Origin of the sequence: Pseudomonas sp. zbq_18, assembly GCF_043102245.1 — a bacterium.
In the GTDB taxonomy this organism is placed as follows: Bacteria; Pseudomonadota; Gammaproteobacteria; order Pseudomonadales; family Pseudomonadaceae; genus Aquipseudomonas.
The window spans coordinates 1-25,248 of sequence record NZ_JBICIT010000020.1 but is presented as its reverse complement, the minus strand read 5'-3'; the positions used below and the strand labels follow the sequence as shown (position 1 = coordinate 25,248).

The 25,248-nt window shown below is 62.8% G+C and carries 25 protein-coding genes; 11 read left to right on the top strand and 14 right to left on the bottom strand.

What is annotated here, in order from left to right:
* Positions 1-30 precede the first annotated feature (30 nt).
* From ACF8C6_RS16515 to ACF8C6_RS16495, 5 genes are read right to left on the bottom strand one after another with little or no spacing between them, the layout of a single operon-like run.
* Positions 31-1,107: a polyamine ABC transporter substrate-binding protein gene (locus tag ACF8C6_RS16515; RefSeq protein ID WP_392500269.1), complete on the bottom strand. Its 1,077-nt coding sequence runs from the start codon at positions 1,105-1,107 to the stop codon at positions 31-33.
* A 35-nt stretch (positions 1,108-1,142) separates the two neighbouring features.
* Positions 1,143-1,484, bottom strand: a complete 342-nt coding sequence (locus tag ACF8C6_RS16510) for a cupin domain-containing protein (protein WP_392500268.1) — start codon at positions 1,482-1,484, stop codon at positions 1,143-1,145.
* Positions 1,485-1,504: 20 nt separating this feature from the next.
* Positions 1,505-2,923 (bottom strand): NAD(P)/FAD-dependent oxidoreductase, encoded by a 1,419-nt coding sequence (locus ACF8C6_RS16505; protein WP_392500267.1) that lies wholly within the window; start codon positions 2,921-2,923, stop codon positions 1,505-1,507.
* 47 nt (positions 2,924-2,970) lie between these two features.
* Entirely contained in the window at positions 2,971-3,792 is an 822-nt protein-coding gene (locus ACF8C6_RS16500) for a helix-turn-helix domain-containing protein (RefSeq protein WP_392500266.1), read from the bottom strand.
* A gap of 44 nt (positions 3,793-3,836) precedes the next feature.
* Positions 3,837-4,616, bottom strand: coding sequence for a helix-turn-helix domain-containing protein (locus ACF8C6_RS16495; protein WP_392500265.1), 780 nt, complete (start codon positions 4,614-4,616; stop codon positions 3,837-3,839).
* A gap of 216 nt (positions 4,617-4,832) precedes the next feature.
* Here ACF8C6_RS16495 and ACF8C6_RS16490 point away from each other — a divergent pair, with 216 nt between their 5' ends.
* From ACF8C6_RS16490 to ACF8C6_RS16480, 3 genes are all read left to right on the top strand, one after another.
* The gene (locus ACF8C6_RS16490; protein WP_392500264.1) at positions 4,833-5,771 is read left to right on the top strand and encodes a lipase family alpha/beta hydrolase; all 939 of its coding nucleotides are present in this window, start codon (positions 4,833-4,835) and stop codon (positions 5,769-5,771) included.
* A gap of 55 nt (positions 5,772-5,826) precedes the next feature.
* Positions 5,827-6,837: a lipase secretion chaperone gene (locus tag ACF8C6_RS16485; protein WP_392500263.1), complete on the top strand. Its 1,011-nt coding sequence runs from the start codon at positions 5,827-5,829 to the stop codon at positions 6,835-6,837.
* Between the two features lie 65 nt (positions 6,838-6,902).
* Entirely contained in the window at positions 6,903-7,121 is a 219-nt protein-coding gene (locus tag ACF8C6_RS16480; protein WP_277691194.1) for a DUF2970 domain-containing protein, read from the top strand.
* On the opposite strand, the gene ACF8C6_RS16475 is transcribed toward ACF8C6_RS16480, so the two are convergent.
* Positions 7,090-8,178, bottom strand: coding sequence for an ABC transporter substrate-binding protein (locus tag ACF8C6_RS16475; protein ID WP_392500280.1), 1,089 nt, complete (start codon positions 8,176-8,178; stop codon positions 7,090-7,092). The genes ACF8C6_RS16480 and ACF8C6_RS16475 overlap by 32 nt on opposite strands.
* A 438-nt stretch (positions 8,179-8,616) precedes the next feature.
* On the opposite strand from ACF8C6_RS16475, the gene ACF8C6_RS16470 reads away from it, so the two are divergent.
* Together ACF8C6_RS16470 and ACF8C6_RS16465 are read left to right on the top strand one after the other, a co-directional pair.
* Complete coding sequence (locus ACF8C6_RS16470; protein WP_392500262.1) at positions 8,617-10,275, top strand: nitrite/sulfite reductase; 1,659 nt, start codon at positions 8,617-8,619, stop codon at positions 10,273-10,275.
* Positions 10,259-10,756, top strand: coding sequence for a DUF934 domain-containing protein (locus ACF8C6_RS16465; protein WP_392500261.1), 498 nt, complete (start codon positions 10,259-10,261; stop codon positions 10,754-10,756). Before ACF8C6_RS16470 ends, ACF8C6_RS16465 begins: the two co-directional genes overlap by 17 nt.
* A 108-nt stretch (positions 10,757-10,864) precedes the next feature.
* Here the strand turns inward: ACF8C6_RS16465 and ACF8C6_RS16460 are convergent, their stop codons facing one another.
* Positions 10,865-11,443, bottom strand: coding sequence for a TetR/AcrR family transcriptional regulator (locus ACF8C6_RS16460; protein ID WP_392500260.1), 579 nt, complete (start codon positions 11,441-11,443; stop codon positions 10,865-10,867).
* A gap of 245 nt (positions 11,444-11,688) precedes the next feature.
* On the opposite strand from ACF8C6_RS16460, the gene ACF8C6_RS16455 reads away from it, so the two are divergent.
* Complete coding sequence (locus ACF8C6_RS16455) at positions 11,689-12,126, top strand: hotdog fold domain-containing protein (protein WP_392500259.1); 438 nt, start codon at positions 11,689-11,691, stop codon at positions 12,124-12,126.
* Between the two features lie 53 nt (positions 12,127-12,179).
* On the opposite strand, the gene ACF8C6_RS16450 is transcribed toward ACF8C6_RS16455, so the two are convergent.
* Positions 12,180-13,169, bottom strand: coding sequence for a YhdH/YhfP family quinone oxidoreductase (locus ACF8C6_RS16450; protein WP_392500258.1), 990 nt, complete (start codon positions 13,167-13,169; stop codon positions 12,180-12,182).
* Positions 13,170-13,177: 8 nt separating this feature from the next.
* Entirely contained in the window at positions 13,178-14,200 is a 1,023-nt protein-coding gene (sohB, locus tag ACF8C6_RS16445; RefSeq protein ID WP_392500257.1) for a protease SohB, read from the bottom strand.
* Positions 14,201-14,395: 195 nt separating this feature from the next.
* Between sohB and ACF8C6_RS16440 the strand changes: the two genes are divergently transcribed.
* The 4 genes from ACF8C6_RS16440 to ACF8C6_RS16425 all read left to right on the top strand — a co-directional run bounded on the left by ACF8C6_RS16440 (position 14,396) and on the right by ACF8C6_RS16425 (position 17,539).
* Complete coding sequence (locus tag ACF8C6_RS16440; protein WP_392500256.1) at positions 14,396-15,106, top strand: histidine phosphatase family protein; 711 nt, start codon at positions 14,396-14,398, stop codon at positions 15,104-15,106.
* A gap of 59 nt (positions 15,107-15,165) precedes the next feature.
* On the top strand, positions 15,166-15,480 hold the full coding sequence (locus ACF8C6_RS16435; protein ID WP_277691184.1) for an SCP2 sterol-binding domain-containing protein: 315 nt from the start codon (positions 15,166-15,168) through the stop codon (positions 15,478-15,480).
* A 199-nt stretch (positions 15,481-15,679) separates the two neighbouring features.
* On the top strand, positions 15,680-16,747 hold the full coding sequence (locus ACF8C6_RS16430) for a phosphotransferase family protein (RefSeq protein ID WP_277691182.1): 1,068 nt from the start codon (positions 15,680-15,682) through the stop codon (positions 16,745-16,747).
* A 24-nt stretch (positions 16,748-16,771) separates the two neighbouring features.
* The gene (locus ACF8C6_RS16425; RefSeq protein WP_392500255.1) at positions 16,772-17,539 is read left to right on the top strand and encodes an SDR family oxidoreductase; all 768 of its coding nucleotides are present in this window, start codon (positions 16,772-16,774) and stop codon (positions 17,537-17,539) included.
* A gap of 249 nt (positions 17,540-17,788) precedes the next feature.
* Here ACF8C6_RS16425 and ACF8C6_RS16420 read toward each other — a convergent pair whose 3' ends face one another.
* The 5 genes from ACF8C6_RS16420 to dnaX form a co-directional block, all read right to left on the bottom strand.
* Positions 17,789-18,937, bottom strand: a complete 1,149-nt coding sequence (locus ACF8C6_RS16420) for an acyl-CoA dehydrogenase family protein (protein ID WP_392500254.1) — start codon at positions 18,935-18,937, stop codon at positions 17,789-17,791.
* Positions 18,938-18,996: 59 nt separating this feature from the next.
* Entirely contained in the window at positions 18,997-19,578 is a 582-nt protein-coding gene (locus ACF8C6_RS16415) for a DUF4157 domain-containing protein (protein WP_392500253.1), read from the bottom strand.
* A 295-nt stretch (positions 19,579-19,873) separates the two neighbouring features.
* Positions 19,874-20,473 (bottom strand): recombination mediator RecR, encoded by a 600-nt coding sequence (recR, locus tag ACF8C6_RS16410; RefSeq protein WP_392500252.1) that lies wholly within the window; start codon positions 20,471-20,473, stop codon positions 19,874-19,876.
* 170 nt (positions 20,474-20,643) lie between these two features.
* Positions 20,644-20,970: a YbaB/EbfC family nucleoid-associated protein gene (locus ACF8C6_RS16405; RefSeq protein ID WP_003460931.1), complete on the bottom strand. Its 327-nt coding sequence runs from the start codon at positions 20,968-20,970 to the stop codon at positions 20,644-20,646.
* Between the two features lie 24 nt (positions 20,971-20,994).
* Positions 20,995-23,088, bottom strand: coding sequence for a DNA polymerase III subunit gamma/tau (gene dnaX, locus ACF8C6_RS16400; RefSeq protein WP_392500251.1), 2,094 nt, complete (start codon positions 23,086-23,088; stop codon positions 20,995-20,997).
* Positions 23,089-23,351: 263 nt separating this feature from the next.
* Between dnaX and ACF8C6_RS16395 the strand changes: the two genes are divergently transcribed.
* A complete protein-coding gene (locus ACF8C6_RS16395; protein ID WP_392500250.1) occupies positions 23,352-25,220 on the top strand; it encodes a UvrD-helicase domain-containing protein in 1,869 nt (622 codons plus the stop codon).
* Positions 25,221-25,248 lie beyond the last annotated feature (28 nt).

Here is a 25,248-nt window from a genome sequence, read left to right as displayed (position 1 = left end):
CCCCGACAGTCCGGGGGATGCAGGTACAGATCAGGTCCCGCTCTTGACCTTATTCCAGATGCGTGTGCGCAGGCGGTCGATCTTCAGCGGCATAGCCTGCAGCGCATACAGGCTGCTCATCACGCTCTCCGGCGGGTACACCGTCGGGTCGGCCTTCAGCGCCGGTTCCACCAGGCTGTCAGCCATGGCGTTGCCGTTGGCATAGCGCACCGAGTTACTGATACCGGCCATCACCTTGGGCTCCAGCAGATAGTTCATGAAGGCGTAGCCAGCCTCCTCGCTCGGCGCATTGGCGGGCATGGCGACCATGTCGAACCACAGCGGCGCACCTTCTTTCGGAATGATGTACTCGACATGCACGCCGTTGCCGGCCTCTTTGGCGCGGTTGGCCGCCTGCATGATGTCGCCGGAGAAACCGACCGCCATGCACACGTCACCGTTGGCCAGGTCCGCGATGTACTTGGAGTTGTGGAAGTAGGTGACGTTCTGGCGCATCTCCACCAGCAGCGCCTCGGCCTTCTTGTAGTCCTCGGGGTTCTGGCTGTGGTGCGGCAGGCCCAGGTGATGCAGGGCGATAGGCAGCAGCTCGGGGCCGTTGTCCAACACGGCCACGCCACACTTGGCCAGCTTGCTCAGGTTCTCCGGCTTGAACAGTACGTCCCAGCTGTCCAGCGCCACATCGTCGCCCAGCACGGCCTTGACCTTGGCCATGTTGTAACCGATACCGGTGGTGCCCCACAGGTAGGGGAAGCCGTACTGGTTGCCCGGGTCGTTGGCCTCCAGCGCCTTCATCAGCACCGGATTGAGGTTGTTCCAGTTGGGTAGCTTGCTGCGGTCGAGCTTGGTCAGCGCGCCGCCCTGGATCTGCCGGGCCATGAAGTGGTTGGACGGCATCACCACGTCATAACCGGAATGACCGGCCATCAGCTTGGCGTCGAGGGTCTCGTTGCTGTCGTAAACGTCATACTGGGTGGCATAGCCGGTGACCGCCTGGAAGTTCTTCAGGGTGTCCGGCGCGATGTACTCGCCCCAGTTGTAGATATGCACGGTTTCCGCCGCCTGGCTGACAGACGCGACTAGCATCAGCGGAAGGACTTTCTTGAGCATGTACACCTCGATTGTTGTGTTGTGTCGGTGGCAGTTCAGAAGATCAGTACGTAGGTCTTGCGGAGCGTTTCTTGTATGTCCCACACCCCTGTGGTGTTGGCCGGCATCATCAGCGCGTCGCCGGCCTGGATGGCCATCGGCTCGCCGCCGTCCGGGGTAAAGGTGCAGCGCCCGGCGATGATGTGGCAGAACTCCTGCTGCACGATCTGCCGGCGCCAGCGCCCCGGAGTGCACTCCCAGACACCGGTTTCGACGCCGTCACTGCGCTCGACCGAGGTGGTCGATGCCACCGCAACGGTCTCGCTCAGCGGTACGGCCACCGGGTTGGACTCTTCCAGAGCCAGGGCCGGGGTGTTCTTGAAATGAGTGATGTTCATCGTTGTGCTCTCAGTGGTAATCAGCCGACTTTCCAGGTCATCAGGCCTTCCATGCCGGCGGCCAGCTTGCTGGCCAGGCGACGGCGCCAAGCGGGGGTATTGGGGTTGGCCAGCACTTCGTCCTCGAAGACGAAGCTGCGGATGATCGCGTTGTAGCCGAGCCAGCGGCACGGCTCGGGCTCCCAGCGACGCAGCTGGCTGATCGCGCCATCGGCCATCACCCAGGGCTGGTGAGTCAGCTCACTGTCGCGGCCGAGGATCAGGTCGGCCAGAGTGCGACCACCAAGGTTGGTCGCCCCTACGCCCTCGCCGCCATAACCGCCGGACAGCGCGATGCGGTTGCGCGAATCGCGCAGCATGTGCGGCCTGAATCGCCGGGCCATGCCCAAATTGCCGCCCCAGGCGTGGCTCAGGCGCACATCACGAAGCTGTGGGAACAACTCACTTAGCAGGTAGCGGCGCAAGCCGCGCTCATCCTCGGTGAGGTTGAAGTCACTGCGCAGGCGCCCGCCGAAGCGATAGCCTCCCCGCGCCCCGAACACCAGGCGATCGTCGGCGCTGCGCTGGCCATAGGTGACCTGGCGGCTGAACTCGCTGAACGCCTGCCCACGCTCCAGGCCGATCTCGGCCCAGACCTCGGCCGGCAGGGGCTCGGTAGCGACAATCAGGCTCTGTACCGGCAACTGGTAGTGCCCCAGCGGCGGCATCTCGGCGGCATAGCCTTCCACGGCCGGCACCACCCAGTCGGCCCGCACACTGCCGTGCGCGGTACGTACCAGGCCCGGCTGCCAGTCGCTCACCCGGCTCTGTTCATAGATTTCCACGCCCAGGGCTTCGACACAGCGCGCCAGGCCGCGGGCCAGCTTGGCCGGCTGGATGGTGGCGCAGTGCGGGCTATGGATGGCGCCGTAGGGGTTGGCCACGCGCAACTGTTCATTCAACTCGCCAGGCTCCAGCCAGCGGTAATCGTCTTCGCCCAGACCCAGCTCACGCAGGTGCTGCAGGTACTCGCGCAGGCCACTGAGCTGCTCCGGATAACGCGCCGCGCAGTACAGCACGCCGCCCTTGCGCAGATCACAGTCGATGCCCTCGCGCGCCGTGACGGCCGCCACCTCATCGGGAATGCCATGCAGCAGGTCGAAGCCGGCCTTGCGCTGGTCAGCGGGCAAGCTGCCGAGCAGGCGGTCCTCACCAAGGATATTGCCCATCAGCCAGCCGCCGTTACGCCCGGAGGCGCCGAAGCCGGCGGTTTCAGCCTCCACGATCACCACCCGCAGTTGCGGCGCCTGGCGCTTGAGGTAGTAGGCAGTCCACAGCCCGGTGTAGCCGGCGCCGATGATCGCCACATCAGCACTGATATCTGCCTGCAGACTCGGACGAGCCTGAAGCGGCTCGTCGAGCTGATCCATCCACAGGCTGATATTGCGCCACTGGCTCATCGGGGTGTCTCCGCCAATCAATCGATGGCACAGACTAGTCAGCCAGCTCAGGCTTTGTCTTGCGTGCGGGCCCGCGAGGAAATTTGCTTGAGATAGGCCTTGGGCGTCATGCCCATGCGCTCGCGAAAGCACTTGTAGAAGGCCGACAACGAATTGAAACCGGCGGCGAAAGCCAGCTCATCGATGCGCCCGGCGTCGCTGCCGGCTGCCAGCCCCTCAAGCAGATGCTGCAGACGTGCCTGGTTCACATAGCGATAAAAACTCTGGCCAAGGACCTGGTTGAGCAAGTGGGAGATCTGGTTGCGGCTGTAGCCAGTGGCCGCCGCGACCTGCTGCAGGTCCAACTCGGGATCGAGGAAAGGTTTGTGCCGCTGGAAGTAGTCCTGCAGGTCCTGCGCCAGCTGGCTCAACTGGCGGGCCGACAATCCCAGGCGGCTGGTAGCCGGACGCGACATGACACCCTCGCCACTCGGCTGTACCTCGTGCACCAGCGTGGCGTACTCGTTGATCCGCCAGATCAGACCATCACGTACGGTAATGGCTTCTCCGGTGCGGAACGACGCCAGTCCACCGCTGCCCTGCAGGGCAAAGCGGTACTGGATGAACGCGGTGTGGCCGTCGATACGGATGCGGTCGACGTGCTCCAGCAGCTCACCCGGCCTGCGCGGCAGGTTGTCCGTCACGTACTGGCGCAGCTCAGACAGGCGCATGCACCGCTGCTGAAAGAAGTCGTTGTACTCGATGTCCGGGTGGTACAGCGCCAGCACCGCGTCCAGGTCACGATGCTTCCAGCTCAGGTGATAGCGCAGGATCACCTCGCGGGTGCGCTCGGTTTGCGCGGCATCGTCGGGGAAATCGGGCGAGTGCATGGCGTTCTGACAGACAACGGGACTCGCGCAGCTTGCCCTATTCGTCAGCCGGCGAACAACCGAATCCCGCGTGGCTGCGCCAACGCCGCCGAAGGACTCATGCCGATAATGCTGCGAAAGGTATGGCTGAAATGCGCCGAGTCGGTAAAGCCGGCTGCCATGGCGGCATCGGTCAGGTTCATCCCGCGGGCGACCCCAACGCTGGTGACAAACAGTCTGTGCCACTGCCGGTAGCGACGAATGGGCACGCCGACGTGCTGGCGGAACAGCTGGGTCAGGCGCGGCACCGAAAGACCAACATGCTCAGCGAGAAAATCGATGGACTGATTGCAGGCCACGTCCAACTTGATCAGTTCCACGACTCTCACGATACGCGGGTCGCAGGCATACCCGAGGGGCCTCAGATCCTGAGGATTGATCAGCGCCTCCAGCGTCTGCCAGATCTCTTCAGGCGGCGCGCTGACGCAGTGCAACTGGTCAAAACGCTCAATCCAGAAGGCCTCGTCATCCAGCGCAACGTGCACTGCGCCTTGCTGGCGCGCCATGCGCGGTGCCAACAGCGCATGATCCTCACCAAACACATCCAGATAGCAGATGGCGACCCGCGAATCGCGGCAGTCCACGGTCAGATCCAACCCGGCGGGCAACAGCGCGCTACGGCACTCCAGGGTGCTGCCGGCACAATCGACCGACAAGTCGCCATCAAGGCTGAGCAGCAGCATGGCCGCCGCCTGAGACAGCTGCAGCGGCTCCGTGAAAGGGCTGAGATAGAAGGTGCGCTTATCCCACAGATAGAGCAGCACCGGGGCTTGGCTGGCCGGCATGGACTGATTCTTGTTGTTTTTGTTGTCGCAGAGTTAGCACAGCTTACGCAGCCTCGAAAGACCCGCTGCGAAAGCCGTCGCAATAAATTGTGCGCTGTCGGGGCAATTTCATCAGTTCTTACAAGCCGCTGTCACGTGCCGGTGGTTTTATGACCACCACCTCCGCAGCTGTGAGCGGAGCTACAACAACAAAAAACGAATACACAGGAACCCACCATGAAAAAGCTGCTGACTCCGGCGCTGGCCACTCTCGGCCTGTGCATGGCCATGTCGTCCCAGGCTGGCACCCAGGCGCAAACCAAGCATCCCATCGTCCTCGTCCCCGGCATCTTTGCCTTCGACAGCATTGCCTTCGTCGATTACTGGTACCAGATTCCCAGCGCCCTGCAGAGCCAGGGTGCCAAGGTCTACGTACCCAAGATCAACGCCTTCGACAGCTCGGCCAAACGCGGTGAAGCGCTGATTAGCCAGCTGGAACAGATTCGCGCCGCCTCCGGCGGCAGCATCAAGAAGTTCAACCTGATCGGCCATAGCCAGGGTGGCCTGACCACCCGCTATGTGCTCAACGTGCGCCCCGATCTGGTGGCTTCGGTGACCACCCTCAACTCGCCCCACCAGGGCTCGCCGCTGGCCGATCTGGTGACGGGCGTCGCCCCGCCGGGCAGCCTGCAGGGTGTCGCCTTCGACGTATTCGCCAACGCCGTGGGCAACTTGGTCAACCTGTTGTCGAACAACAAAAAGAGCCCATCCGATGTACGCGCCATGCTCGCCGAGTTCAACAAACCCGGCGCCGCCTCGTACAACCAACGCTACCCGGTTGGGCTGCCGTCCACGGCCTGCGGCCAGGGTCCGGAAACCGTCACCCTGAACGGCAACAGTGTGCGCCTGTACTCCATGAGCGGCACTGCACCGCTGACCAACGTGCTGGACATCTCCGATCCGCTGTTCACCGTTACCTCGTTTGCGTTCAACGAGGCCAACGACGGCGTCACCGGGCGCTGCTCAAGCCACTTCGGCAAAGTGCTCAAAGACAATTACAAAATGAACCACCTCGACATCAACAATCAGGTATTCGGCCTGGTGTCACTGTTCGAGACCAACCCCAAGACCGTGTTCACCAACCAGGCCAATCGCCTGAAAAACCTCGGTCTGTAACACCTGGGGCGGGCATGGCGTGCCCCTTCGCCATGCCCGCCACAAGGAGTATCCGATGTCCAAGCGAATCATCCTGACAGCACTGATAGTGAGCGCCGCCACCGTTGGCGGCACCTGGCTGGTCTATCGACCACTTCCCCAACCGACCAGCCAGCCCCCCATTGCGGCGGTAGACGATGCCCGCAGCCAGCAGGCCCGTGCCCTTAACCAGCAGCTGCGCAGCACACCCACAGCCACACTCGTCGCCCCGGGTCCGCTGCCACCTTCACTGCAAGGCAGTGAACATGGCATTACCCTGCGCAGTGACGAGCAGGGCAACCTGAGGCTGCAGGCAGATATGCTGCAGCTCTTCGACTTTTATCTCGCCGGCCTTGAAGAAGAAGGACTGGACAAGGTACTCACCCGCATTCACCAGGCGCTGGCCACACAACTGAAGGGGCCAGCCCTGGAGCAGGCCCGCGAGCTGCTGAGCCGTTATGTGGATTACCGCATAGCCCTGCAGGGTCTGCCCGAAACCGGCATGGAACTGGAGCCAACCGCCCTTCGCCTGCGCCTCGACGCGATCAACTCGGTGCGCCAGCACTACTTCAGCAGTGAGGAGTACCGGGTATTCTTCGCCAGGGAAAATGCCGAAAACGAATACCTGTTGCAGCGTTTGATGCTGGCCCGGCAGGAGGGCTTGGACGACGATGCGCGCCAACAAGCACTGGTCGAAATGGAGTTGCAACTACCGGAAGAGGTACGCCAGGCTCGCCAAGAGAGCATGCGTTATGGCGAACTCTACGCCACGACCCAAGCCATGCAGGCGCGGGGTGCCCGCGCCGAAGAACTGCACCAGGTGCGCGAACAGAGCCTGGGCCGTGAAGCCGCCGACGCCCTGGCCGAACTGGATCGCCAGCAAGCAGCTTGGCAACAACGCCTGAACGACTATGCCCGCGAGCGCAATCGGCTGCGTGAAGCAGGGCTCAGCCAGACCGACCTGCAAGCGGCCATTGCCGACTTACAGGCAAACCGCTTCGATGCGCTGGAGCGCAAGCGCGTGCAGGCACTGGATGCCGAACTCTGAAAGCAACCTCCTGGCCTGGCAGACGGTTAACAACTACCTGCTAGGCTGTGTTCAGGAGGCAACTCATGGACAGCGATAAAGACGATAAACCACTGACCTTCCGCGAAATGCTGCAAAGCGTCCTGGCGGCCGCCTTCGGCGTGCAGAGCGGCAAGAACCGTGCGCGTGACTTCAGCCGTGGCAAACCCAGTCACTTCATTCTGCTGGGGGTGCTGTGTACTGCGGTATTCGTGCTGCTGCTGTTTGCCCTGGTCAAGTTGGTACTGCACCTAGCAGGTGTCTGAGTTCAGCGCAGCAGGCTGTCGATAGAGCAGTTGTAGTGATGCAGTTCGCTATGCCGGGTGGCGCTGAACTGGCCAAATCCAGCCCTACGTCAGCTCGCGCCAGACGCTCCTGCAATCGCTGCGCCTGCTGCAGATCCACCAGGCGTAACAGGCGAGCCATCTGATCCTTGCCCCCACGTTCGGCAAAATCACGGCCCTGCGCATGATCGTAAAGCATGACCATGGCGCAGCCGCCGAGCAGAAAATGTCCGAGAGCCAATACATCGGCCTTGCCTGAAATGCGCGCCTGCAGCGCCTCCTTGGAGTTATTCAGCGCCGTGTAATGCAGCTGTCGCCCCTGCTCCTTGGCAGCCTGCATCACTCCGAATGCCATTTCGTCATTGGTTGACCAGACCAGTTTGACCTCTGGGTAACGCGGCAATATGCCCAAAGCCTGCTCGTAGGCACGCTGATATTTCCACTCGCCGTACAAAAGCTGGCGTAAGCGAATCTGTGGATGCTCTGCCAAAGCGCGCTGCAGGCCTGCCTCACGCAAACTGGCCGAGGGCGTATTCTTCACGCCGGAAAACGCCAGCAGCTCACCCCCATCAGGCGCCAGCTTGAACAACGCGGAAGCCATCAGGTAACCGGCCTCTTCGTCATTCGGCACCAAGCTGCCAATCCAGTTGTGGTACTTACCCCGTGTACCACCGACCAGGGACTGCTGCTCGGGCGTCAAGGTGCTGTGCAGGGAAAACAGACGAATACCGCTACCCTCGAACAATCTCAGGATTTCCGGCCCCGTATACATTTCGTTGGTAAATATCAGGTAATCGGGGGGCTGTTTTCGTTCCAGCACGCTCCGCGCCTGGCGCAGGATATTCGAGGCGTCACGCTGACCGTAGAGTACTTCGAGCTGCATGCCCAGATCGTCAGCTGCATCATCCATGTATCGGCTGTAGTCGACCCAGAAACGCTCGTTGGGATAACCAGGGTTGAGAAATACCACGGAGGTGGCTTGAGCAGATGCCCAGCCACAGAGAAGAAAGCTGACTAATAGCGTACGAAGTAGCAACACGTTCAACCTGGCTCGAAATGCCCGCAGATTATACAGCGCCAGCCAAGATGATATGAAAAAGCCAGCATGACCATCAGCCAATGCTGGCTAGACGCTCTACAAGGCTATTGATGACTGACCCAAAACACCGCGGTGGTCACAACGATCACGATCAGCGCGAAGATGGCCCAAGCATCGATGACGCTGTCATTACCCTGTTCGGTCATGGTTGCCCCCTGGTTTTGTGATTATCGGCCCTTTGCAGTTAAGACCAGGCTCGCTCCACCCTCAAGGTCATGGCGATGCTTATCACTTTTAGTGAAGTGCATATATAAAAACATCACTTTTTCACATATTGCGTTGCTGTTATCGTGCCCGCCTCTGCCAGCAGAGCGCGTTGCCGTGCGCGAAACGAGCCTCAGCTGCCGATGAAGCAGCAGCCTGAATAACAGGACACTTATGTACGTTTACGACGAATACGATCAGCGGATCGTCGAGGACCGCGTCAAGCAGTTCCGCGACCAGACCCGCCGCTACCTGGCCGGCGAGCTGTCCGGCGAGGAATTCCGCCCACTGCGCCTGCAGAACGGTCTCTATATCCAGCGCTTCGCGCCCATGCTGCGCGTGGCCGTGCCTTACGGTCTGATGTCCTCGGCCCAGGTACGCATGATGGCCAAGATCGCGCGTGACTACGACAAAGGCTACGCGCACATCAGTACCCGGCAGAACGTGCAGTTCAACTGGCCGGAACTGGAAGACGTGCCGGACATTCTTGCTGAGCTGGCCACCGTGCAGATGCATGCCATCCAGACCAGCGGCAACTGCATCCGCAACACCACCACCGACCAGTTCGCCGGCGTGGCCAAGGACGAGATCGTCGATCCGCGCCCCTGGTGCGAAATCATCCGTCAGTGGTCGACTTTCCACCCCGAGTTCACCCACCTGCCGCGCAAGTTCAAGATCGCCGTCAATGGCGCCGTGAGCGACCGCGCTGCCATCGAGGTGCACGACATCGGCCTGGAAGCGGTGAAGAACGAGGCCGGCGAGCTGGGCTTCCGTGTTTCCGTGGGCGGCGGCCTGGGCCGTACGCCGATCGTCGGCAGTTTCATCAACGAGTTCCTGCCGTGGCAGCACCTGCTTGGCTATCTCGACGCCATCCTGCGCGTCTACAACCGCTATGGCCGTCGCGACAACAAGTACAAGGCGCGTATCAAGATCCTGGTCAAGGCACTGACGCCGGAAGTCTTCGCCGAGAAGGTCGAGGCCGAGTTCGCCCACCTCAAGGATGGCCCGACCACCCTGACCGAAGCCGAAGTGGCACGCGTTTCCGCCCACTTCGTCGACCCAGCATATCGCCAGCTGGCTGATCAGGACGCCGAACTGGCTGCCCTCGACGCCCAGCACCCGGGCTTCGCCCGCTGGCGCCAACGCAACACCGTGGCACACAAGCAACCGGGCTACGTGGCCGTGACCTTGTCGCTCAAGCCCACTGGCGTCGCGCCGGGGGACGTCACCGACAAGCAGCTGGACGCCATTGCCGACCTGGCCGACCGCTACAGCTTTGGCGAGGTGCGCAACAGCCACAACCAGAACATCATCCTCGCCGACGTCGAGCAGCAGCAGCTGTTCACCCTGTGGGGCGAGCTGCGCGAACTGGGCTTCGCCACGCCGAACGTGGGCCTGCTGACCGACATCATCTGCTGCCCGGGTGGCGACTTCTGCTCGCTGGCCAACGCCAAGTCGATTCCGGTGGCCGAAGCCATTCAGCGTCGCTTCGACGACCTGGATTACCTGTTCGACATCGGCGACCTCGACCTGAACATCTCCGGTTGCATGAACGCCTGCGGCCACCACCATGTCGGTCATATCGGCATCCTCGGCGTGGACAAGAAGGGGCAGGAGTTCTACCAGGTGTCCCTGGGTGGCAGCTCCGGCCGCGAAGCCAGCCTGGCGCAGATCCTCGGCCCGTCCTTCGCCCAGGAGGAAATGGCCGACGTAATCGACAAGCTGATCAAGGTCTATGTCGAGCAGCGCACCGAAGAAGAAACTTTCCTCGACACCTTCCGCCGTATCGGAATCGACCCGTTCAAGGAGCGCGTCTATGCAGCGAATCATTAAGAACGGCCAGATCCTGGACGAAACCTGGCACCTGCTGCCGGCCGAAGCCACCCTCGACAGCGTCAGCAACAGCGACGACCTGATCGTGCCGCTGGCCCTGTGGCGCGAGCACGCGCATGCACTGAAGGCCCGCGATGGCGGCCTCGGCGTGTGGCTGGAAGCGGGCGAGGAAATCGAGGAAATCGTCGCTGATCTGGACAACTTCCAGGTCATCGCCCTCAACTTCCCCGCCTTCACCGACGGCCGCCACTGCTCCAGCGCCTACTTGCTGCGCAATCGCTACGGCTACAAGGGCGAGTTGCGCGCCATTGGCGACGTGCTGCGCGACCAGCTGTTCTCCTACCAGCGCGTGGGCTTCGATGCCTTTGCCCTGCGTGCGGACAAGGACCCGGTCGATGCGCTGAAGGCCTTCGAGGAGTTCAGCGAGGTCTACCAGGCCTCCACCGATCAGCCGCTGCCGCTGTTCCGCCGCCGCGCCTGATTCGGCCCCATGAAAAAGCCCCGTTCTGCGGGGCTTTTTCATTTCAGGCCGTAGCCCGGATGCAATCCGGGAGCGGAGTCGCCTGCCTCCCGGACTGCATCCGGGCCGCTAGGCCTTCACCGCGTCCCAGGCAATCTGCGCCAGCAGTTCGCGACACTCGCTCAGCTCGCTGGTCGTGCGCCCTGCCAGCCAATTGCGGGCGAAGTCGTGGGTCGGACCGATGATTACCGAGGCGAAGCAGTCGGCCGGCATGGCCTTGAACAGGCCTTCCTTGCGATAGCCATCCAGGGCATCGGCGATGCGCTGGTAATGTTCGCGGTTGGCCTCGCGCAGCGCCTCGCCCATCTCACTCGCCTCCACCCGACCGCGACTGTGCAGAATGAAACGTGCCCAGTCCGGGTTGGCCACCACCCAATCGATATAACTGACCACCAACAGCCGCACACAGGCTTCGGCGGAGTCGGCACGGCTGAAGCCTTCGGCGAGCAGCGCCGCGTATTGCGCGGTACCGGCCAGATACAGGGCGCCGATGATGCGCTCCTTGTTGCCGAAGTGGTGATAGAGACTGCCGATACTGGCCCCGGAGCGGTCGCGAATCATCTCGATGGTGGTCGCATCCACGCCGTGCTCAGTGAAACAGGCCAACGCGGCCTGGAGGATTTCGTCCTTGCGGGAACTACGGGCCATCAGGCCTCCTTGGAACCTGTTCAAAGTCTGCTGCGCGTCGGCCAAGCGGCGTTGGAAGCGGGCTCAGAATGCTCATCTACCACTTGTAGACTCCGCTTCTTCGCCCACTTCCGCCACCACTTGGCTCTAGCTCGCGAGCCTCTGAACAGGCTCTAGCAAATTAGAATAATTTTCTAGAATTTAATTCTGTTATTCGTATACTGCCTGGGCGCGCACTTCTCTTCAATCCCAGTGTAGGAATCCCCATGAGTCAGATGATGCAGATGTACCAGCAGGTCGGCCTGGCCCAGTTCAGCGCCATGATCGGCCAGGTCGCGCCCTACTTCGCTAGCATCGCCCCGCAGTTCGTCGAGCTGCGCCCGGGCTATGCGGAAGTCACCTTCCCCAAACGCCGCGAAGTGCTCAATCACCTCGGCACCGTGCATGCCATTGCCCTGTGCAACGCCGCCGAGCTGGCCGCCGGCACCATGACCGACGCCTCGATCCCCGCAGGCCACCGCTGGATTCCGCGCGGTATGACGGTGGAATACCAGGCCAAAGCCGATGGCGATATCCGGGCCGTGGCCGATGGCAGCGCCATCGACTGGAGCCAGACGGGTGACGTGAAAGTGCCGGTAATGGCCTATGTCGGCGAGAAGCCGGTATTTCGTGCCGACATCACCATGTACGTCAGTCAGGCCTGACGCCGCAAACGAAAAGGCCCGGATCGACCGGGCCTTGTCCCAAACACAGCTAATCAGCCGAGATTGACCAGTACCCGGCCGACCATCTTGCCGGCGAGGATCTGCTCAATGGCCTTGGGCAACTGCTCCAGGCTCACCTCCTCGGCCAGGCTTTCCAGGTTGCCCAGCTTCCACTGCAGCGACAGCTTGTCCCACATGGAGGCCTTGACCACCAACGGCAACTCGACCGAGTCCACGCCGAGTAAGTTGACCCCACGCAAGATGAAAGGCGCCACACTACCCTTGAAGCCCATGCCCGCCGTCAGCCCGCAACAGGCGGCACTGGCGCCGTAGCGCAGCGCCTTGACCACGTTGAACAGGATGTCGCCGCCCACGGTATCGACCGCGCCAGCCCAGCGTTCCTTGAGCATGGCCTTCTCGCTGCCTTCCTGAAGCTCCTCGCGAGAGACGATCTGCCGGGCGCCGAGCTGACGCAGGAACTCTCCCTGCTCGGCCTTGCCGGTGGAGGCCGCCACGTCGTAACCCAGACGCGCCAGCAAGGCCACGGCAATGCTGCCCACCCCACCAGTGGCACCAGTGACCAGCACAGGGCCGGCAGCCGGGGTCAGACCGGCCTGTTCCAGCTTGTCCACGCAAAGGCCAGCGGTCAGGCCGGCAGTGCCGAGCAGCATGGCCTCACGCAGGCTCAGGCCCTTGGGCCGTTTGATCACCCACGCAGCCGGCACGCGGATGTACTGGCCGAAGCCACCGGCTGTGTTCATCCCCAGGTCGTAGCCGGTGACGATCACTTCATCACCGGCGGCGAACTCGGCAGCACTGGACTGCGCCACCACGCCTGCGGCGTCGATGCCTGGGGTGTGCGGAAAGTGGCGGGTCACCCCACGGTTGCCGCTGGCGGAGAGCGCATCCTTGTAGTTGAGCGAGGAGTAGTGCACGCGGATCAGCACCTCGCCGGCAGGCAGGTCGTCAACCTGGCGCTCGACCACCTGCGGCACGTAGGCGCCATTTTCCTCGGTGACCAACAAAGCCTTGAAAGCTGTCATGCATCCTCCTACCAGAAACGTTGTTGATTGAGCCGGCTCCACCAGCTCAATAGCAGTCGATCCACGGTGACGCTGGCGGCGATGCCGAAGCGCTCCGGCAGGCTCTTCTTCTGCACGAAATGCAGATGGAACAGCTCCGCCTCGCGGGCACGCTCGGCCAGATACTCGTCGCTGGTCTTGAGTTCGTCCACCAGGTGCTTGTTCAGCGCCGAAATGCCCAGCCAGACCTCGCCCGTGGCGATCTCGTCGATATTCAGTTGTGGCCGGTAGCGGGCCACGAAGCTCTTGAACAGTTCGTGGGTGGTGTCCAGGTCCTCCTGGAACTTCTCCCGCCCCTTCTCGGTGTTCTCACCCAGCACGGTGAGGGTGCGCTTGTATTCGCCGGCGGTGAGCATTTCGACGTCGATGTCGTTCTTCTTCAGCAGCCGGTGGATATTCGGCAACTGCGCCACCACGCCGATGGAGCCGAGGATGGCGAACGGCGCGGACAGCACCTTGCCGCCGATGCAGGCCATCATGTAACCGCCGCTGGCCGCGACCTTGTCCACACACACCGTCAGTGGCACACCGGCCTGGCGGATGCGCGCCAGTTGCGAGGCGGCCAGCCCATAGCCATGCACCATGCCGCCGCCGCTCTCCAGGCGCAGCACCACTTCATCCTGAGCCGTCGCCATACTCAGCAGCGCAGTGACTTCGTGACGCAGGTTGTCGGTAGCCGAGGCCTTGATGTCGCCATCGAAGTCGACCACGAACACCCGCGGCTTGTGCTGGCCCTGCTTCTTATCCAACTTGGCCTGCTTGGCCTCGGCCTTGCGCAGTTGCTTCATCTGCGCCTTGTCCAGTAACTCGTGCTCGAGTCGCTCGCGCAATGCCTTGTAAAAATCATTGAGTCGCTGCACCTGCAGCTGACCGGCCGCTTTGCCGCGCCCCTTGCTACGCAGGGCCGCGATCGTCACCAGCACCACAATCACCGCGACCAGGACGGTCAGGGTCCGCAGCAGGAAATCCGCATAATCCAGCAAAAACTCCACAAAGCCCCCTTGTCTAACAATCTCCATTGCCCACGTGGGCGTGAAACCTGTGCAGCATAACGGTGCCGACAATGTCAGGCCAATCGGCTTCGCCACGCCTTTCCAGCATTCAAACAAGCGTATGTTTTTTCGTTGACAGAGGCCCGACTCAGCCCATACCCTCGCCAAACTTCAAGCCGGCGGGACTAACGCGACGTGGGTAGCATCTATCTCATTCGACACGGCCAGGCCTCTTTCGGTGCCGACGACTATGACGTCCTCTCACCACTCGGCGTGCGCCAGGCCGAAGTCCTGGGCGATCACCTTGCTGAACTCGGCATTCGCTTCGATCGCTGTGTCAGCGGCAGTCTACGGCGCCAGCAACATACTGCCAGTGCCGCCTTGCAACGCAGTGTTGCGGCAGGCCTGGCAGCCCCCGAGCTGGAAATCGACGCCGCCTTCAACGAATTCGATGCCGAGTCGGTCATTCATGGCCTGCTCCCCGCCATGCTGCCGGATGAGCCCGACGCGCTGACCATCCTCGGCAACCCGAAGGAACATCGCGCCGCCTTTCAACACCTGTTCGCCCGCATCATCGACCGTTGGGTGACCGGCCAGTACGACCAGCCCAACCATGAAACCTGGCAGGGCTTCGTCGACACCGTGCGTGGCGGCCTCGAGCGCCTGCTCGCACAGGCGGCGCGGGGAGACAAGATTGCCGTGTTCACCTCCGGCGGCACCATTACCGCCCTGCTGCATCTGGTGACCGGCATGCCGGCAGGCAGTGCGTTCGACATGAACTGGCAGATCGTCAACACTTCACTCTCGCGCCTGCAGTTTCGCGGCAGCGAGGTGACCCTGGCTTCCTTCAACAGCCGTGTGCATCTGGAGCTGTTGAAGGCCCCGGAACTCATCACCTATCGCTGAGTACCGGATAACAAGCGACCCGCAAGGTCGCCAGAACCCTTGATAAAAAGGACAGAAACATGAGCTCCGTTGCCGAAATCATCAGCACCATGCAATCCAAGTTCAACGCCAGCGCCGCCGCCGGCCTGGATCTGGTCTTCCAGTTCAACATCGAAGATGGCGACAACTACGCGCTGATCGTCAAGGACGGCACCTGCGACGTGCAGCAGGGTGACAACCCGAATGCCAACGTCACCCTGATCATGGACAGCGCCACTCTCGAAGGCATCGCCACTGGCGAAACCGACGGCATGCAGGCTTTCATGGGCGGCAAACTGCGCGCTGAAGGCGACATGATGCTGGCCATGAAACTGGCCGAACTGTTCCCGGTATAAGCCTCTCGGGCACTGCCGCGCAGTTGAAAAAACCGGAGTCGCGAGGCTCCGGTTTTTTTTCGCCGCCAGGGTAATCAGGCCCCTTGATCGGCAACTAACAGCCAGATCTATAACGCTGTGCTTTGCTTGTTAGGCTCCAGCCAGCAACATTAGATTAGCCAATAATTGATGCCCCCCATCATAAGTAGAAGGGATAAGAATGACGCTGACAGACCAGTCCACCGGCATCCGCGAAGGCGAAGAACTCGATGTCGCGCAGATCGATCCGTACCTGAAAGCGCATATTCCGGGACTGACCGGCGAACCGCGTATCAGCCAGTTCCCGGGCGGAGCCTCGAACCTCACCTACCTACTGGAATACCCGGATCACGAATTCGTCCTGCGCCGCCCGCCGTTCGGCCACAAGGCCAAGTCCGCGCACGACATGGGCCGCGAGTTTCGCATCCTCAACCAACTCAATGCCGGTTTTCCCTACTGCCCCAAGGCCTATGTGCACTGCACCGACGAATCGGTGATCGGCGCCGAGTTCTACGTGATGCAACGGGTCAAGGGCATCATTCTGCGCAGCGACATGCCGGCCGAGCTGAACTTCAGCGCCGAGCAGACCCGCGAGCTGTGCAAGAGCTTCGTCGACAAGATGGTCGAACTGCACAACGTCGACTACCAGGCTTGCGGCCTCGGCGACCTGGGCAAGCCGGAAGGCTACGTGAAGCGCCAGATCGAAGGTTGGAGCGACCGCTACGAGAAGGCCCTGACGCCCGACGCGCCGACCTGGGAACCGGTCAAGGCCTGGCTGCGCGAGAAGATGCCGGCTGACCACCACAAGCCAGGCATCGTGCACAACGACTACCGCTTCGACAACGTGCTGCTCGACCCGAACAACCCGATGCAGATCATCGGCGTACTGGACTGGGAGCTGACCACCATCGGCGATCCGCTGATGGACCTGGGCAACACCCTCGCCTACTGGATCGAAGCCGACGACCCACAGCCCATGCAGCTGATGCGCCGCCAGCCAAGCAACGCGCCGGGCATGCTGACTCGCCAGGAGTTCGTCGACTATTACGCCGAGCGTGCTGGCATCCGCATCGAAAATTTCGACTTCTACTACGTGTACGGCCTGTTCCGCCTGGCCGGCATCGTGCAACAAATCTACTACCGCTTCTTCCACGGCCAGACCAAGGACAAGCGCTTCGCCCAGTTCATCATGATGAACAAGCTGCTGGAGCAGGCGGCTCTGCAGGTCATCGGCAAATCCACCCTCTAACCCGGCTCAGACAAGGTAACCAGTATGTCCAAGACCCACCTGTTCGACCTCGACGGCAAGATCGCTTTCGTTTCCGGCGCCAGCCGCGGCATCGGCGAAGCCATCGCCAAGCTGCTGGCCCAGCAAGGCGCCCATGTGATCGTGTCGAGCCGCAAGATCGATGACTGCCAGAAAGTCGCCGACGCGATCATCGCCGACGGCGGCCAGGCCACCGCATTCGCCTGCCACATCGGCGAGATGGAGCAGATCCAGAACGTCTTCGCCTTCATTCGCGAAAAGTTTGGTCGCCTGGACATCCTGGTCAACAACGCCGCCACCAACCCGCAGTTCTGCAACGTGCTGGACACCGACCTGGGCGCCTTCCAGAAGACCGTCGACGTCAACATTCGCGGCTACTACTTCATGTCCATCGAGGGCGGCAAGCTGATGAAGGAGAACGGTGGCGGCTCGATCATCAACGTGGCCTCGATCAATGGCGTATCGCCGGGCGAATTCCAGGGCATCTACTCGGTGACCAAGGCCGCCGTGATCAGCATGACCAAGGTCTTCGCCAAGGAATGCGCGCAGTTCGGCATCCGCTGCAACGCCCTGCTGCCGGGGCTGACCGACACCAAGTTCGCCTCGGCGCTGGTGAAGAACGACGCCATCCGCAACGTTGCCCTGCAGCGCATCCCGCTCAAGCGCGTGGCCGAACCGAGCGAAATGGCTGGCACCGTGCTGTACCTGGCCAGCGACGCCTCCAGCTACACCACCGGCGTGGCGCTGAACGTCGACGGCGGCTTCCTCTCCTAAGGATTTCCCGCGCACAACAAAGGGGCCATCAGGCCCCTTTGTTGTTTATGGGAGTCGTAGGGTGGAGAACCCCCGTCAACTGAAGCACCTACAGCTAAGCCCAACGTTGGGCTTCGCTTTGCTCAACCCAACCTACGCACTCGACCTGCGTGCTTTCTCGTTTCGTAGGTTGGGTTGAGGAGCATGGCGACGAAGCCCAACAGCAGAGCGGTCTAGTGCTAAGCACTCTGCGCCGGGCTATCAACAGCGCTACAGCCCCATCTGCTTGCTGATGATCTCGTTCATGATCTCCCGCGAGCCGCCGCCAATGGAGAGGATGCGGTTGTCGCGGTACAGGCGCTCCACCAGCGACTCACGCATAAAGCCCATGCCGCCGAGCAGCTGCACCGCATCATAGGTAATGCGATCGGCCACATCGGTGGCGAAGTTCTTGGCCATGGAGATTTCCTTGATCACGCTCTTGCCGGCCGCCATCTTGGCCGCCTGGCGATAGGTGAACTCACGCGACACTTCCAGCTGGGTGGCCATTTCGGCCAGGCGGTGCTTGAGCACCTGGAACTTGCCGATCGGCTTGCCGAACGCCTCCCGCTCACGCGCCCAGGTCATGGCCTCCTCCAGCGCCAACTGGGAAGTCATATTGGCCATCAGCGCCAGGCTCAGGCGCTCACTCTGGAAGTTGGCCATGATGCAGGCGAAGCCCATGTTCTCGGCACCAATCAGGTTCTCGACCGGCACCCGGCAGTCGTCGAAGAACAGCTCGGCGGTGTCCGAGGCCCACCAGCCCATCTTCTTCAGCGAGCGACCGACGTTGAAGCCCGGCGTGCCCTTCTCGATCAGCAGCAGGCTGACTCCGCCAAAACCTTCTCCGCCAGTGCGCACCGCCACGGTGTAGTAGTCGGCACGCACACCACTGGTGATGAATGTCTTGCTGCCGGTGACCCGATAGTGGTCACCGTCGCGCACCGCGCGGGTTTTCAGATTGGCGACGTCGGAGCCACCAGAGGGCTCGGTCACCGCCAGCGCCATGATTTTCTCGCCACTCAGCACCTGCGGCACCACGCGCTCTCGCAGCGCTGGCTTGGCCCACTTGAGCACCGGCGGCAACCCGATGTCCAGCGAACCCAGGCCCGCGACCAGGCCGCCTGAACCCGAGCGCATCAGCTCTTCGCTGGCGACGACTTTGGCGAACAGATCACCTTCATGACTCCCCCCATACTGCTCCGGGTAACCGATGCCGAGGATGCCGGCCTCGCCCGCCTTGCGGTACAGCTCACGGGGAAAGCTCTCGCCCTCCTCCCAGTCAGCGATATGCGGCAGGATTTCTCGCTCAACGAAACGGCGTACCGAGTCGCGCACCAGTTGGTGGGATTCGTCAAAGTATTCCTGGAAAGCAGACATGCGGGTGGCTCCCGTTTTTGTTTCTGCCACCCTAACCGAGCGCTTGCTTGGTTTTCAAGTCATGGTTTCTTCGACACCAGCAACTCCCGCATCACGCGGATCTGCATGTCATAGGCTGGTTTCTCCACCGCCTCGAAATCGCGGGTGTAACGTTGAGCAAAGCCGGTCGAACCCCACACGCGGTATTGCTGGGCGTGCCACAGCTCATGCGCCCACAGCCCGGTGTCGCGCTCGGCAGCTTCCTGACTGCGAAAGACCACCACGTCGACCAGGGTTACCGCCTTGATGTCCGGGTTCTGCAGCATGGTACTGGCCACATCCAGCTCGTCGAGGGCACCGACGCGAAAGCGAACCGTGTCGAGCAGCTCGCTGTCGTAGTAGCGTGCCAGACGGGCGCGAACCTCCAGCGGCATCGGCATCGTACCGGCCATCAGCGCCGAATCGCGGGACTGCAAAATCCAGCGCTCCAGTGTCACGGAAGCGGAGGCCAGTACCTGCTCGCGAACTTGCGCCAAGTCGGGCACGCACAGGCAGCCAGTGAAACACACCTCCACCTGCCCCGTTGGACAGGCGGCACTTGCGCCGAGCGGCACGGCCAGGACGAAGAGCAACGCGGCGCGACGAAAAAAGACAGAGGTCACGGAGTTTCCAGGGACAGGTTCGGAGGGCAACGGCAGCCTTATGGCAGCGGGTGGCGGCCAAGTCTATGACCGCCGAAGAGGCCTGATTATCCCAACACACGGGCCCGATTGCGCACGCAATCTAGAGCAGCCTTGAAGTAGCTATCTGGAGTTTCGCGCCAGCCGGATACCGCCACCAGCACAACACATACCCAGCCTGGCTCTTTCGATGATGCACAGCTGACCTGCGAAGCAGCGGCTAGCGCGTGTGCCGTCCAGGAGATGAAGATGCCAAGGTAGACACGTACCAGAACAATCAGCCGGAGATCGGCCGACGCCCGGCCAGTGCGTGGGCCAGAGTACCGCCATCGACCAGCTCCAGTTCGCCGCCCAGGGGTACGCCGTGGGCGATACGCGACAGCACGATGCCTTTGCCACTGAGCATCTGTGCGATGTAATGGGCCGTGGCCTCGCCCTCCACCGTGGGGTTGGTGGCGAGGATCACTTCACTGAACTGGCTGGCACCGATATGCGCCAGCAACTCGGGAATGCCGATGGCCTCAGGCCCCAAGCCGTCGAGTGGCGACAGATGGCCCTTGAGCACGAAGTAGCGCCCGCGATAGCCGGTCTGCTCGACCGCGAATACATCCAGTGGGCCTTCCACCACGCACAGTAGCGAATCGTCGCGACGTGGGTCACTGCACTGCGGGCACAGCTCGTCCTCACTCAGAGTGCGGCATTGCCGGCAATGCCCCACGCCCTCCATCGCCGCCGCCAAAGCCTGCGACAGACGCATGCCTCCGCTACGGTCGCGCTCCAGCAGCTGCAAGGCCATACGCTGCGCCGTCTTCTGCCCTACACCAGGGAGAATGCGCAGCGAGTCGATCAGTTGGCGAATCAGCGGGCTGAAGCTCATGGGGCTACCGGATGCTGGCTTTTCTGGGGCCACTGCGGTGTAGGTGCCGTTCAGACGCTGTGCAGAGCAAGGCGCAAGACGGCACGGGCACCGGAGTTTACTGGCCGTAAAGAGGATGCCCGGGCCGGCTTGCAACACAGCTATGCGCAGTGGCTGGGCGGTACGTTTTGTCAGAAAGGCATTTTGAAGCCGGGCGGGAGCTGCATGCCGGCAGTCATGCCGGACATCTTCTCCTGGCTGTTCTGCTCGACCTTGCGCACGGCATCGTTCACTGCCGCAGCGATCAGGTCTTCCAGCACTTCCTTGTCTTCCTGCATCAGGCTGTCATCCAGGGTGATGCGCTTGACGTCGTGGCGACCGGTCATCACCACGCTCACCAGGCCGGCGCCGGACTGGCCGGTGACTTCGGCGTTGGCCAGCTCTTCCTGCATCTTCTGCATTTTTTCCTGCATCTGCTGGGCCTGCTTCATCAGGCCTGCCATGCCACCTTTCATCATGACGATGTTCCTCAGCTATATGACTCAGGGAGTCAGGGGTTCGATGGAGTCGGCGCGGACAGTGGCGCCAAACTGTTGAATCATCTGCTGCACCAGTGGGTCGTTGTGGATCGACTGCTCGGCCTGATGCTGGCGCTCGGCACGCTTGCGCGCAGCGGCCTGGGCCGGGGTCTCCTGCTCTGGGCGGACCAGCTCGATGCGCAGTTTCAGGTTGCGCCCCAGGTGCTGGTTGAGCGCCTCGTTCAGACGGCGCTGCTGGGTGGCATTGAACAGCGCGCTGTGCGCCGGGTCCAGGTGCAGCAGCCAGTCATCGCCGTGGGTCTCGATCAGCGTGCAGTTGGCGCCGATGCTGCCGGTCATGCCGGACAGGCCCAGGCGCGGGAACAGGTCGAGCCACTCGGCGGCCAGGCCGGTAGCGGGTTGTGCGGCCGGCAGCGGCTCGGCCACCACGACCTCGGGCTGGGCCGGGGCATCGAAATCGTAATCGAGGCTGTCGGCATCGGCCTCGTAGTAGTCGTAGTCGCCGGGGGGGGGCTCGTCGTCATCGCCCTCCTCGGCCGCAGCCCCGGTAGGAGTCTGAACGGCTGGAGTCGCAGGAGCCGGGTCGGCCGGCACGTCGGCAGCGGCAGGAGCCACAGCAGGCGGCTCGGCAAGCTGTGCAACGGGCTCGGCGACCGGTTGCTGCGGCGCAGGCGCCTCCCAGGGCAGATCGACCGGCTGTGCGGCCTCGGCCAAAGGCACGACAGACGCGATGACCGGCTCGGCAGCGGGAACCTCGGCAATGGCTGCGAGCGGCGCAACAGCCTCAGGAGCCGGAGCCGGAGCCGGAGCCGGAGCCGGAGCCGCCACAGGCTGGGGTGCCGGCGCGGCTGGCGCAACAGCTGGAGCAACTGGAGCAACTGGAGCAACTGGAGCAACGATAGCGGCCGGCGCAGCCATGGGGGCCACACCGGCCACCGGGGTCTGGCTGGAATCAGCGGTGGCCTTGCTGATCCCCAGATCCTTTAAAGGTGACCTCGGCACCCCGTCGGCATCGGCCGGACGGAACGCCAGCATGCGCAGCAGCACCATCTCGAAGCCACCGCGCGGGTCCGGCGCCAAGGGCAAGTCACGGCGGCCGATCAGGCCCATCTGGTAGTAGAACTGCACGTCCTCGGCCGGCAGCGCCTGAGCCAGGGCCAGCACCTTGTCGCGATCGCCCTGACCGTTGTCCACGGCCTCCGGCAGGGCCTGGGCAATGGCCACCCGGTGCAGCACATTGAGCAACTCGGCCAGCACACCGCTCCAGTCGGGCCCCTGTTCAGCCAGTTGGCGTACCGCTTCGAGCAACGCGCGGGCGTCGCCCTCCAGCAGCGCATGCAGCACGCCATAGACCTGGCCGTGATCGAGGGTGCCGAGCATGGCGCGTACATCAGCCGCGAGTACCTTGCCTTCACCGAAGGCAATCGCCTGGTCGGTCAGGCTCATGGCATCGCGCATCGAGCCATCAGCGGCACGACCGAGCTGCCACAGGGCATCTTCCTCGAACGGCACATTCTCGACAGTCAATACATGGGTCAGGTGCTCGACCACCCGCTCCGGCGGCATGTTCTTCAGGGAGAACTGCAGGCAGCGCGAGAGGATGGTGACCGGCAACTTCTGCGGGTCGGTGGTGGCGAGCAGGAACTTGACGTGGGGCGGCGGCTCTTCGAGGGTCTTGAGCAGCGCATTGAACGAGTGCGTGGAGAGCATGTGCACTTCGTCGATCAGGTAGACCTTGTAACGACCGCGGGTTGGCGCGTATTGCACGTTCTCCAGCAGTTCGCGGGTGTCCTCGACCTTGGTGCGGCTCGCGGCGTCCACCTCGATCAGGTCGACGAAACGGCCCTCGTCGATCTCCCGGCACACCGAGCACTGGCCGCAGGGGCTGGCGCTGATGCCGGTCTCACAGTTAAGACACTTGGCGATGATTCGCGCGATGGTGGTCTTGCCCACGCCGCGCGTGCCGGTGAACAAATAGGCATGATGCAGGCGCTGGCTGTCCAGCGCATTGATCAGGGCCTTGAGCACATGCGTCTGGCCAACCATCTCGCGAAAGCTGCGCGGGCGCCATTTGCGTGCAAGAACCTGATAACTCATGAAAAACCGTCGCGACTGAGGGTGGCGGAAGTGGCTAATCCTAGCGGAGCACCGGGTAAAATGCACTCGTCCATGCAAGCAGACGGAAAACACGACGCATCGCAGTGATCGCTCGGAAACACCCCATTACGGGATGCCAGGAGCACAAACTAGATGCTGTGTATCGCCTTATAAAGGCTCTCTGCGCCAGAGCCCTAACCCGCTGGCCCATTGCCAGGGCAAAGCCCGTATGATGACCGGCCGCACCTGCTTTTCGAGTTGCCATGCTGTCCACCGTCAAACGCTACCAGGCGCTGCTTTCCAGCACCCTGGCGCGCTACTTCCCCCGCACCACCGAATACCTGCGCGCCGAGCGCGAAGCCGCAGCCCGGCTGCGCCAGCCACAAGCACGCGCCAAGCGCCCTGCCAGCAGCGGCAAGGCCAAGACCGGCGGACGCAAGAAGAAGGCCAGCGATGGCCCTGCCCCTACACCCATCGGCATCTATTCCAGCGCCCGCCTGAAGGTCGACGACAGCCAGATCGCTGCCATGCGCGAACGCGTTGCCGAGGCGGTAGCGGCCGGGCTGATCGGCGCGCCCTCCGATGAGCAGTGGGCGATGATCCTCTGCCGTGCGCCGCTGGCACGCATCTTCGCCGGCGCCGGCTCGGGCAAGTCCACCACCCTGCTGCTGCGCGTGGTGTTCATGCTCTGCCACCTGCGGACTCCCGCCACCAGCCTCACGGTAATTTCCTTCACCAATGCTTCCTGCGCCGAACTGCGCGGCCAATTGCTGCGCCTGCTGGCCTTCTGGCAATTCCCCTTCGACGAGGGCCAGGCACGCCAATGCGTGCGCACCTTCCACTCGGCCATGGCACAGCAGGCCAAGGTGCTGCTGGGCGCGCCAAGCTGGTTCGAGCAACTTGGCGATAGCGCCGGCGATGAGCTGGACGCACCAACTGGCGGCCGCCTGCCACCCGCACAGCAGCGCCTGCTGCGCCAGGCCCATGAAGAGCTGTACGCCAGCGATGCCAGGTTCCGCCAGCAGGTGCACGAACTGCTCGGTGTGGCCATGCCCAAGACTGTCGGCAAGCCACCGCAAGAAGGCCTGCGTCTGGCCGGCGAGCTGCGCGCCACGCCCCTGTTCGAGGCGTTCTACCAGCAGGGCTGCTTCGCCGAGAGCCTCGGCCTGCGCCCGGATCTGCTCGACGCCAAAACGCTGGACTGCGCGCCACGCGAACGCCTGTTCCTGCAGGCGCTCGCCAGCTTCTGGGCGCGCTTCCAAACACTGCTGCAGACGCAGGGCATCACCACCTTCGACACCGCCTTCCGCCAGCTCGGTGAACGCCTGGCAGGCGCCGAGGAGTTACCGGCAGAAGCCATCGAGCCACTGCGTCATCTGCTGATCGACGAGTTCCAGGACATCTCGCCGCAGATCGTCCACTGGCTGAAGGCGGTGCACCGTGCACTGGCCGGCCGCGGCAAGGCGGTCAGCCTGATGGCCATCGGCGACGACTGGCAGTCGATCTACGGCTGGCGCGGCAGCTCGCCGGAGCTGTTCCTCGACTTCGACCGTCACTTCCCCTGCCGCGGCAAGGCCAAGAGCCAGGTGCTGATGCTGACGGCCAACTTCCGCAGCATCGCGCCGATCCTGGGCGATGCCGAGGCGCTACTGGAAGGCGTCGCCTGCAAGCAAGCCAAGCGCAGCCAGGCGGTCAAGGCAGAGCAACCCGGCGACCATGGCGTGCGCCGCATCGAGTGTTTCGACCTCAAGCGCCAATTGCCCGAGCTGCTGCAGGAGATCGCCACGCAGTGCGCGCATGTCGCCCAGCGCGGCAGCCGCGAGCGTAATCCGGTGCTGCTGCTCGGCCGGCGCAACGACGCGCTGAAGCAGGTGCAGGCCCAGCTGGACCCTAGCCTGCCGGTGCGCGCCTACAGCATCCACCGCGCCAAGGGCCTGCAGGGCGAGGTGGCAATCATCCTCGACGACGGCGGCAGCCCCGAATCGCATCCGCTGCGCAACGCGCTGTATGCCCACTGCGGCCTGTTCCGCAACAGCTACGACCAGGCCATGCGCGACGAGAGCCTGCGCCTGGCCTATGTGGCCGCCACCCGTGGCGTCAGCCGGGTGATCTGGTTCGCCGGCAAACGCTAAGCGCGCAGGCATGAAAAAGGCCGCCCGA

Excerpts from the sequence above, each read along its gene's own strand:
- ACF8C6_RS16395 (WP_392500250.1), top strand. The coding sequence starts at position 23,352 with ATGCTGTCCACCGTCAAACGCTACCAGGCGCTGCTTTCCAGCACCCTG.
- ACF8C6_RS16505 (WP_392500267.1), bottom strand. The coding sequence starts at position 2,923 with ATGAGCCAGTGGCGCAATATCAGCCTGTGGATGGATCAGCTCGACGAG.
- ACF8C6_RS16430 (WP_277691182.1), top strand. The coding sequence starts at position 15,680 with ATGACGCTGACAGACCAGTCCACCGGCATCCGCGAAGGCGAAGAACTC.
- ACF8C6_RS16455 (WP_392500259.1), top strand. The coding sequence starts at position 11,689 with ATGAGTCAGATGATGCAGATGTACCAGCAGGTCGGCCTGGCCCAGTTC.
- ACF8C6_RS16465 (WP_392500261.1), top strand. The coding sequence starts at position 10,259 with ATGCAGCGAATCATTAAGAACGGCCAGATCCTGGACGAAACCTGGCAC.
- ACF8C6_RS16460 (WP_392500260.1), bottom strand. The coding sequence starts at position 11,443 with ATGGCCCGTAGTTCCCGCAAGGACGAAATCCTCCAGGCCGCGTTGGCC.
- ACF8C6_RS16420 (WP_392500254.1), bottom strand. The coding sequence starts at position 18,937 with ATGTCTGCTTTCCAGGAATACTTTGACGAATCCCACCAACTGGTGCGC.
- ACF8C6_RS16470 (WP_392500262.1), top strand. The coding sequence starts at position 8,617 with ATGTACGTTTACGACGAATACGATCAGCGGATCGTCGAGGACCGCGTC.
- dnaX (WP_392500251.1), bottom strand. The coding sequence starts at position 23,088 with ATGAGTTATCAGGTTCTTGCACGCAAATGGCGCCCGCGCAGCTTTCGC.
- ACF8C6_RS16495 (WP_392500265.1), bottom strand. The coding sequence starts at position 4,616 with ATGCCGGCCAGCCAAGCCCCGGTGCTGCTCTATCTGTGGGATAAGCGC.
- ACF8C6_RS16490 (WP_392500264.1), top strand. The coding sequence starts at position 4,833 with ATGAAAAAGCTGCTGACTCCGGCGCTGGCCACTCTCGGCCTGTGCATG.
- ACF8C6_RS16515 (WP_392500269.1), bottom strand. The coding sequence starts at position 1,107 with ATGCTCAAGAAAGTCCTTCCGCTGATGCTAGTCGCGTCTGTCAGCCAG.
- ACF8C6_RS16500 (WP_392500266.1), bottom strand. The coding sequence starts at position 3,792 with ATGCACTCGCCCGATTTCCCCGACGATGCCGCGCAAACCGAGCGCACC.
- ACF8C6_RS16485 (WP_392500263.1), top strand. The coding sequence starts at position 5,827 with ATGTCCAAGCGAATCATCCTGACAGCACTGATAGTGAGCGCCGCCACC.
- ACF8C6_RS16510 (WP_392500268.1), bottom strand. The coding sequence starts at position 1,484 with ATGAACATCACTCATTTCAAGAACACCCCGGCCCTGGCTCTGGAAGAG.
- ACF8C6_RS16480 (WP_277691194.1), top strand. The coding sequence starts at position 6,903 with ATGGACAGCGATAAAGACGATAAACCACTGACCTTCCGCGAAATGCTG.
- ACF8C6_RS16405 (WP_003460931.1), bottom strand. The coding sequence starts at position 20,970 with ATGATGAAAGGTGGCATGGCAGGCCTGATGAAGCAGGCCCAGCAGATG.
- ACF8C6_RS16450 (WP_392500258.1), bottom strand. The coding sequence starts at position 13,169 with ATGACAGCTTTCAAGGCTTTGTTGGTCACCGAGGAAAATGGCGCCTAC.
- ACF8C6_RS16425 (WP_392500255.1), top strand. The coding sequence starts at position 16,772 with ATGTCCAAGACCCACCTGTTCGACCTCGACGGCAAGATCGCTTTCGTT.
- ACF8C6_RS16435 (WP_277691184.1), top strand. The coding sequence starts at position 15,166 with ATGAGCTCCGTTGCCGAAATCATCAGCACCATGCAATCCAAGTTCAAC.
- recR (WP_392500252.1), bottom strand. The coding sequence starts at position 20,473 with ATGAGCTTCAGCCCGCTGATTCGCCAACTGATCGACTCGCTGCGCATT.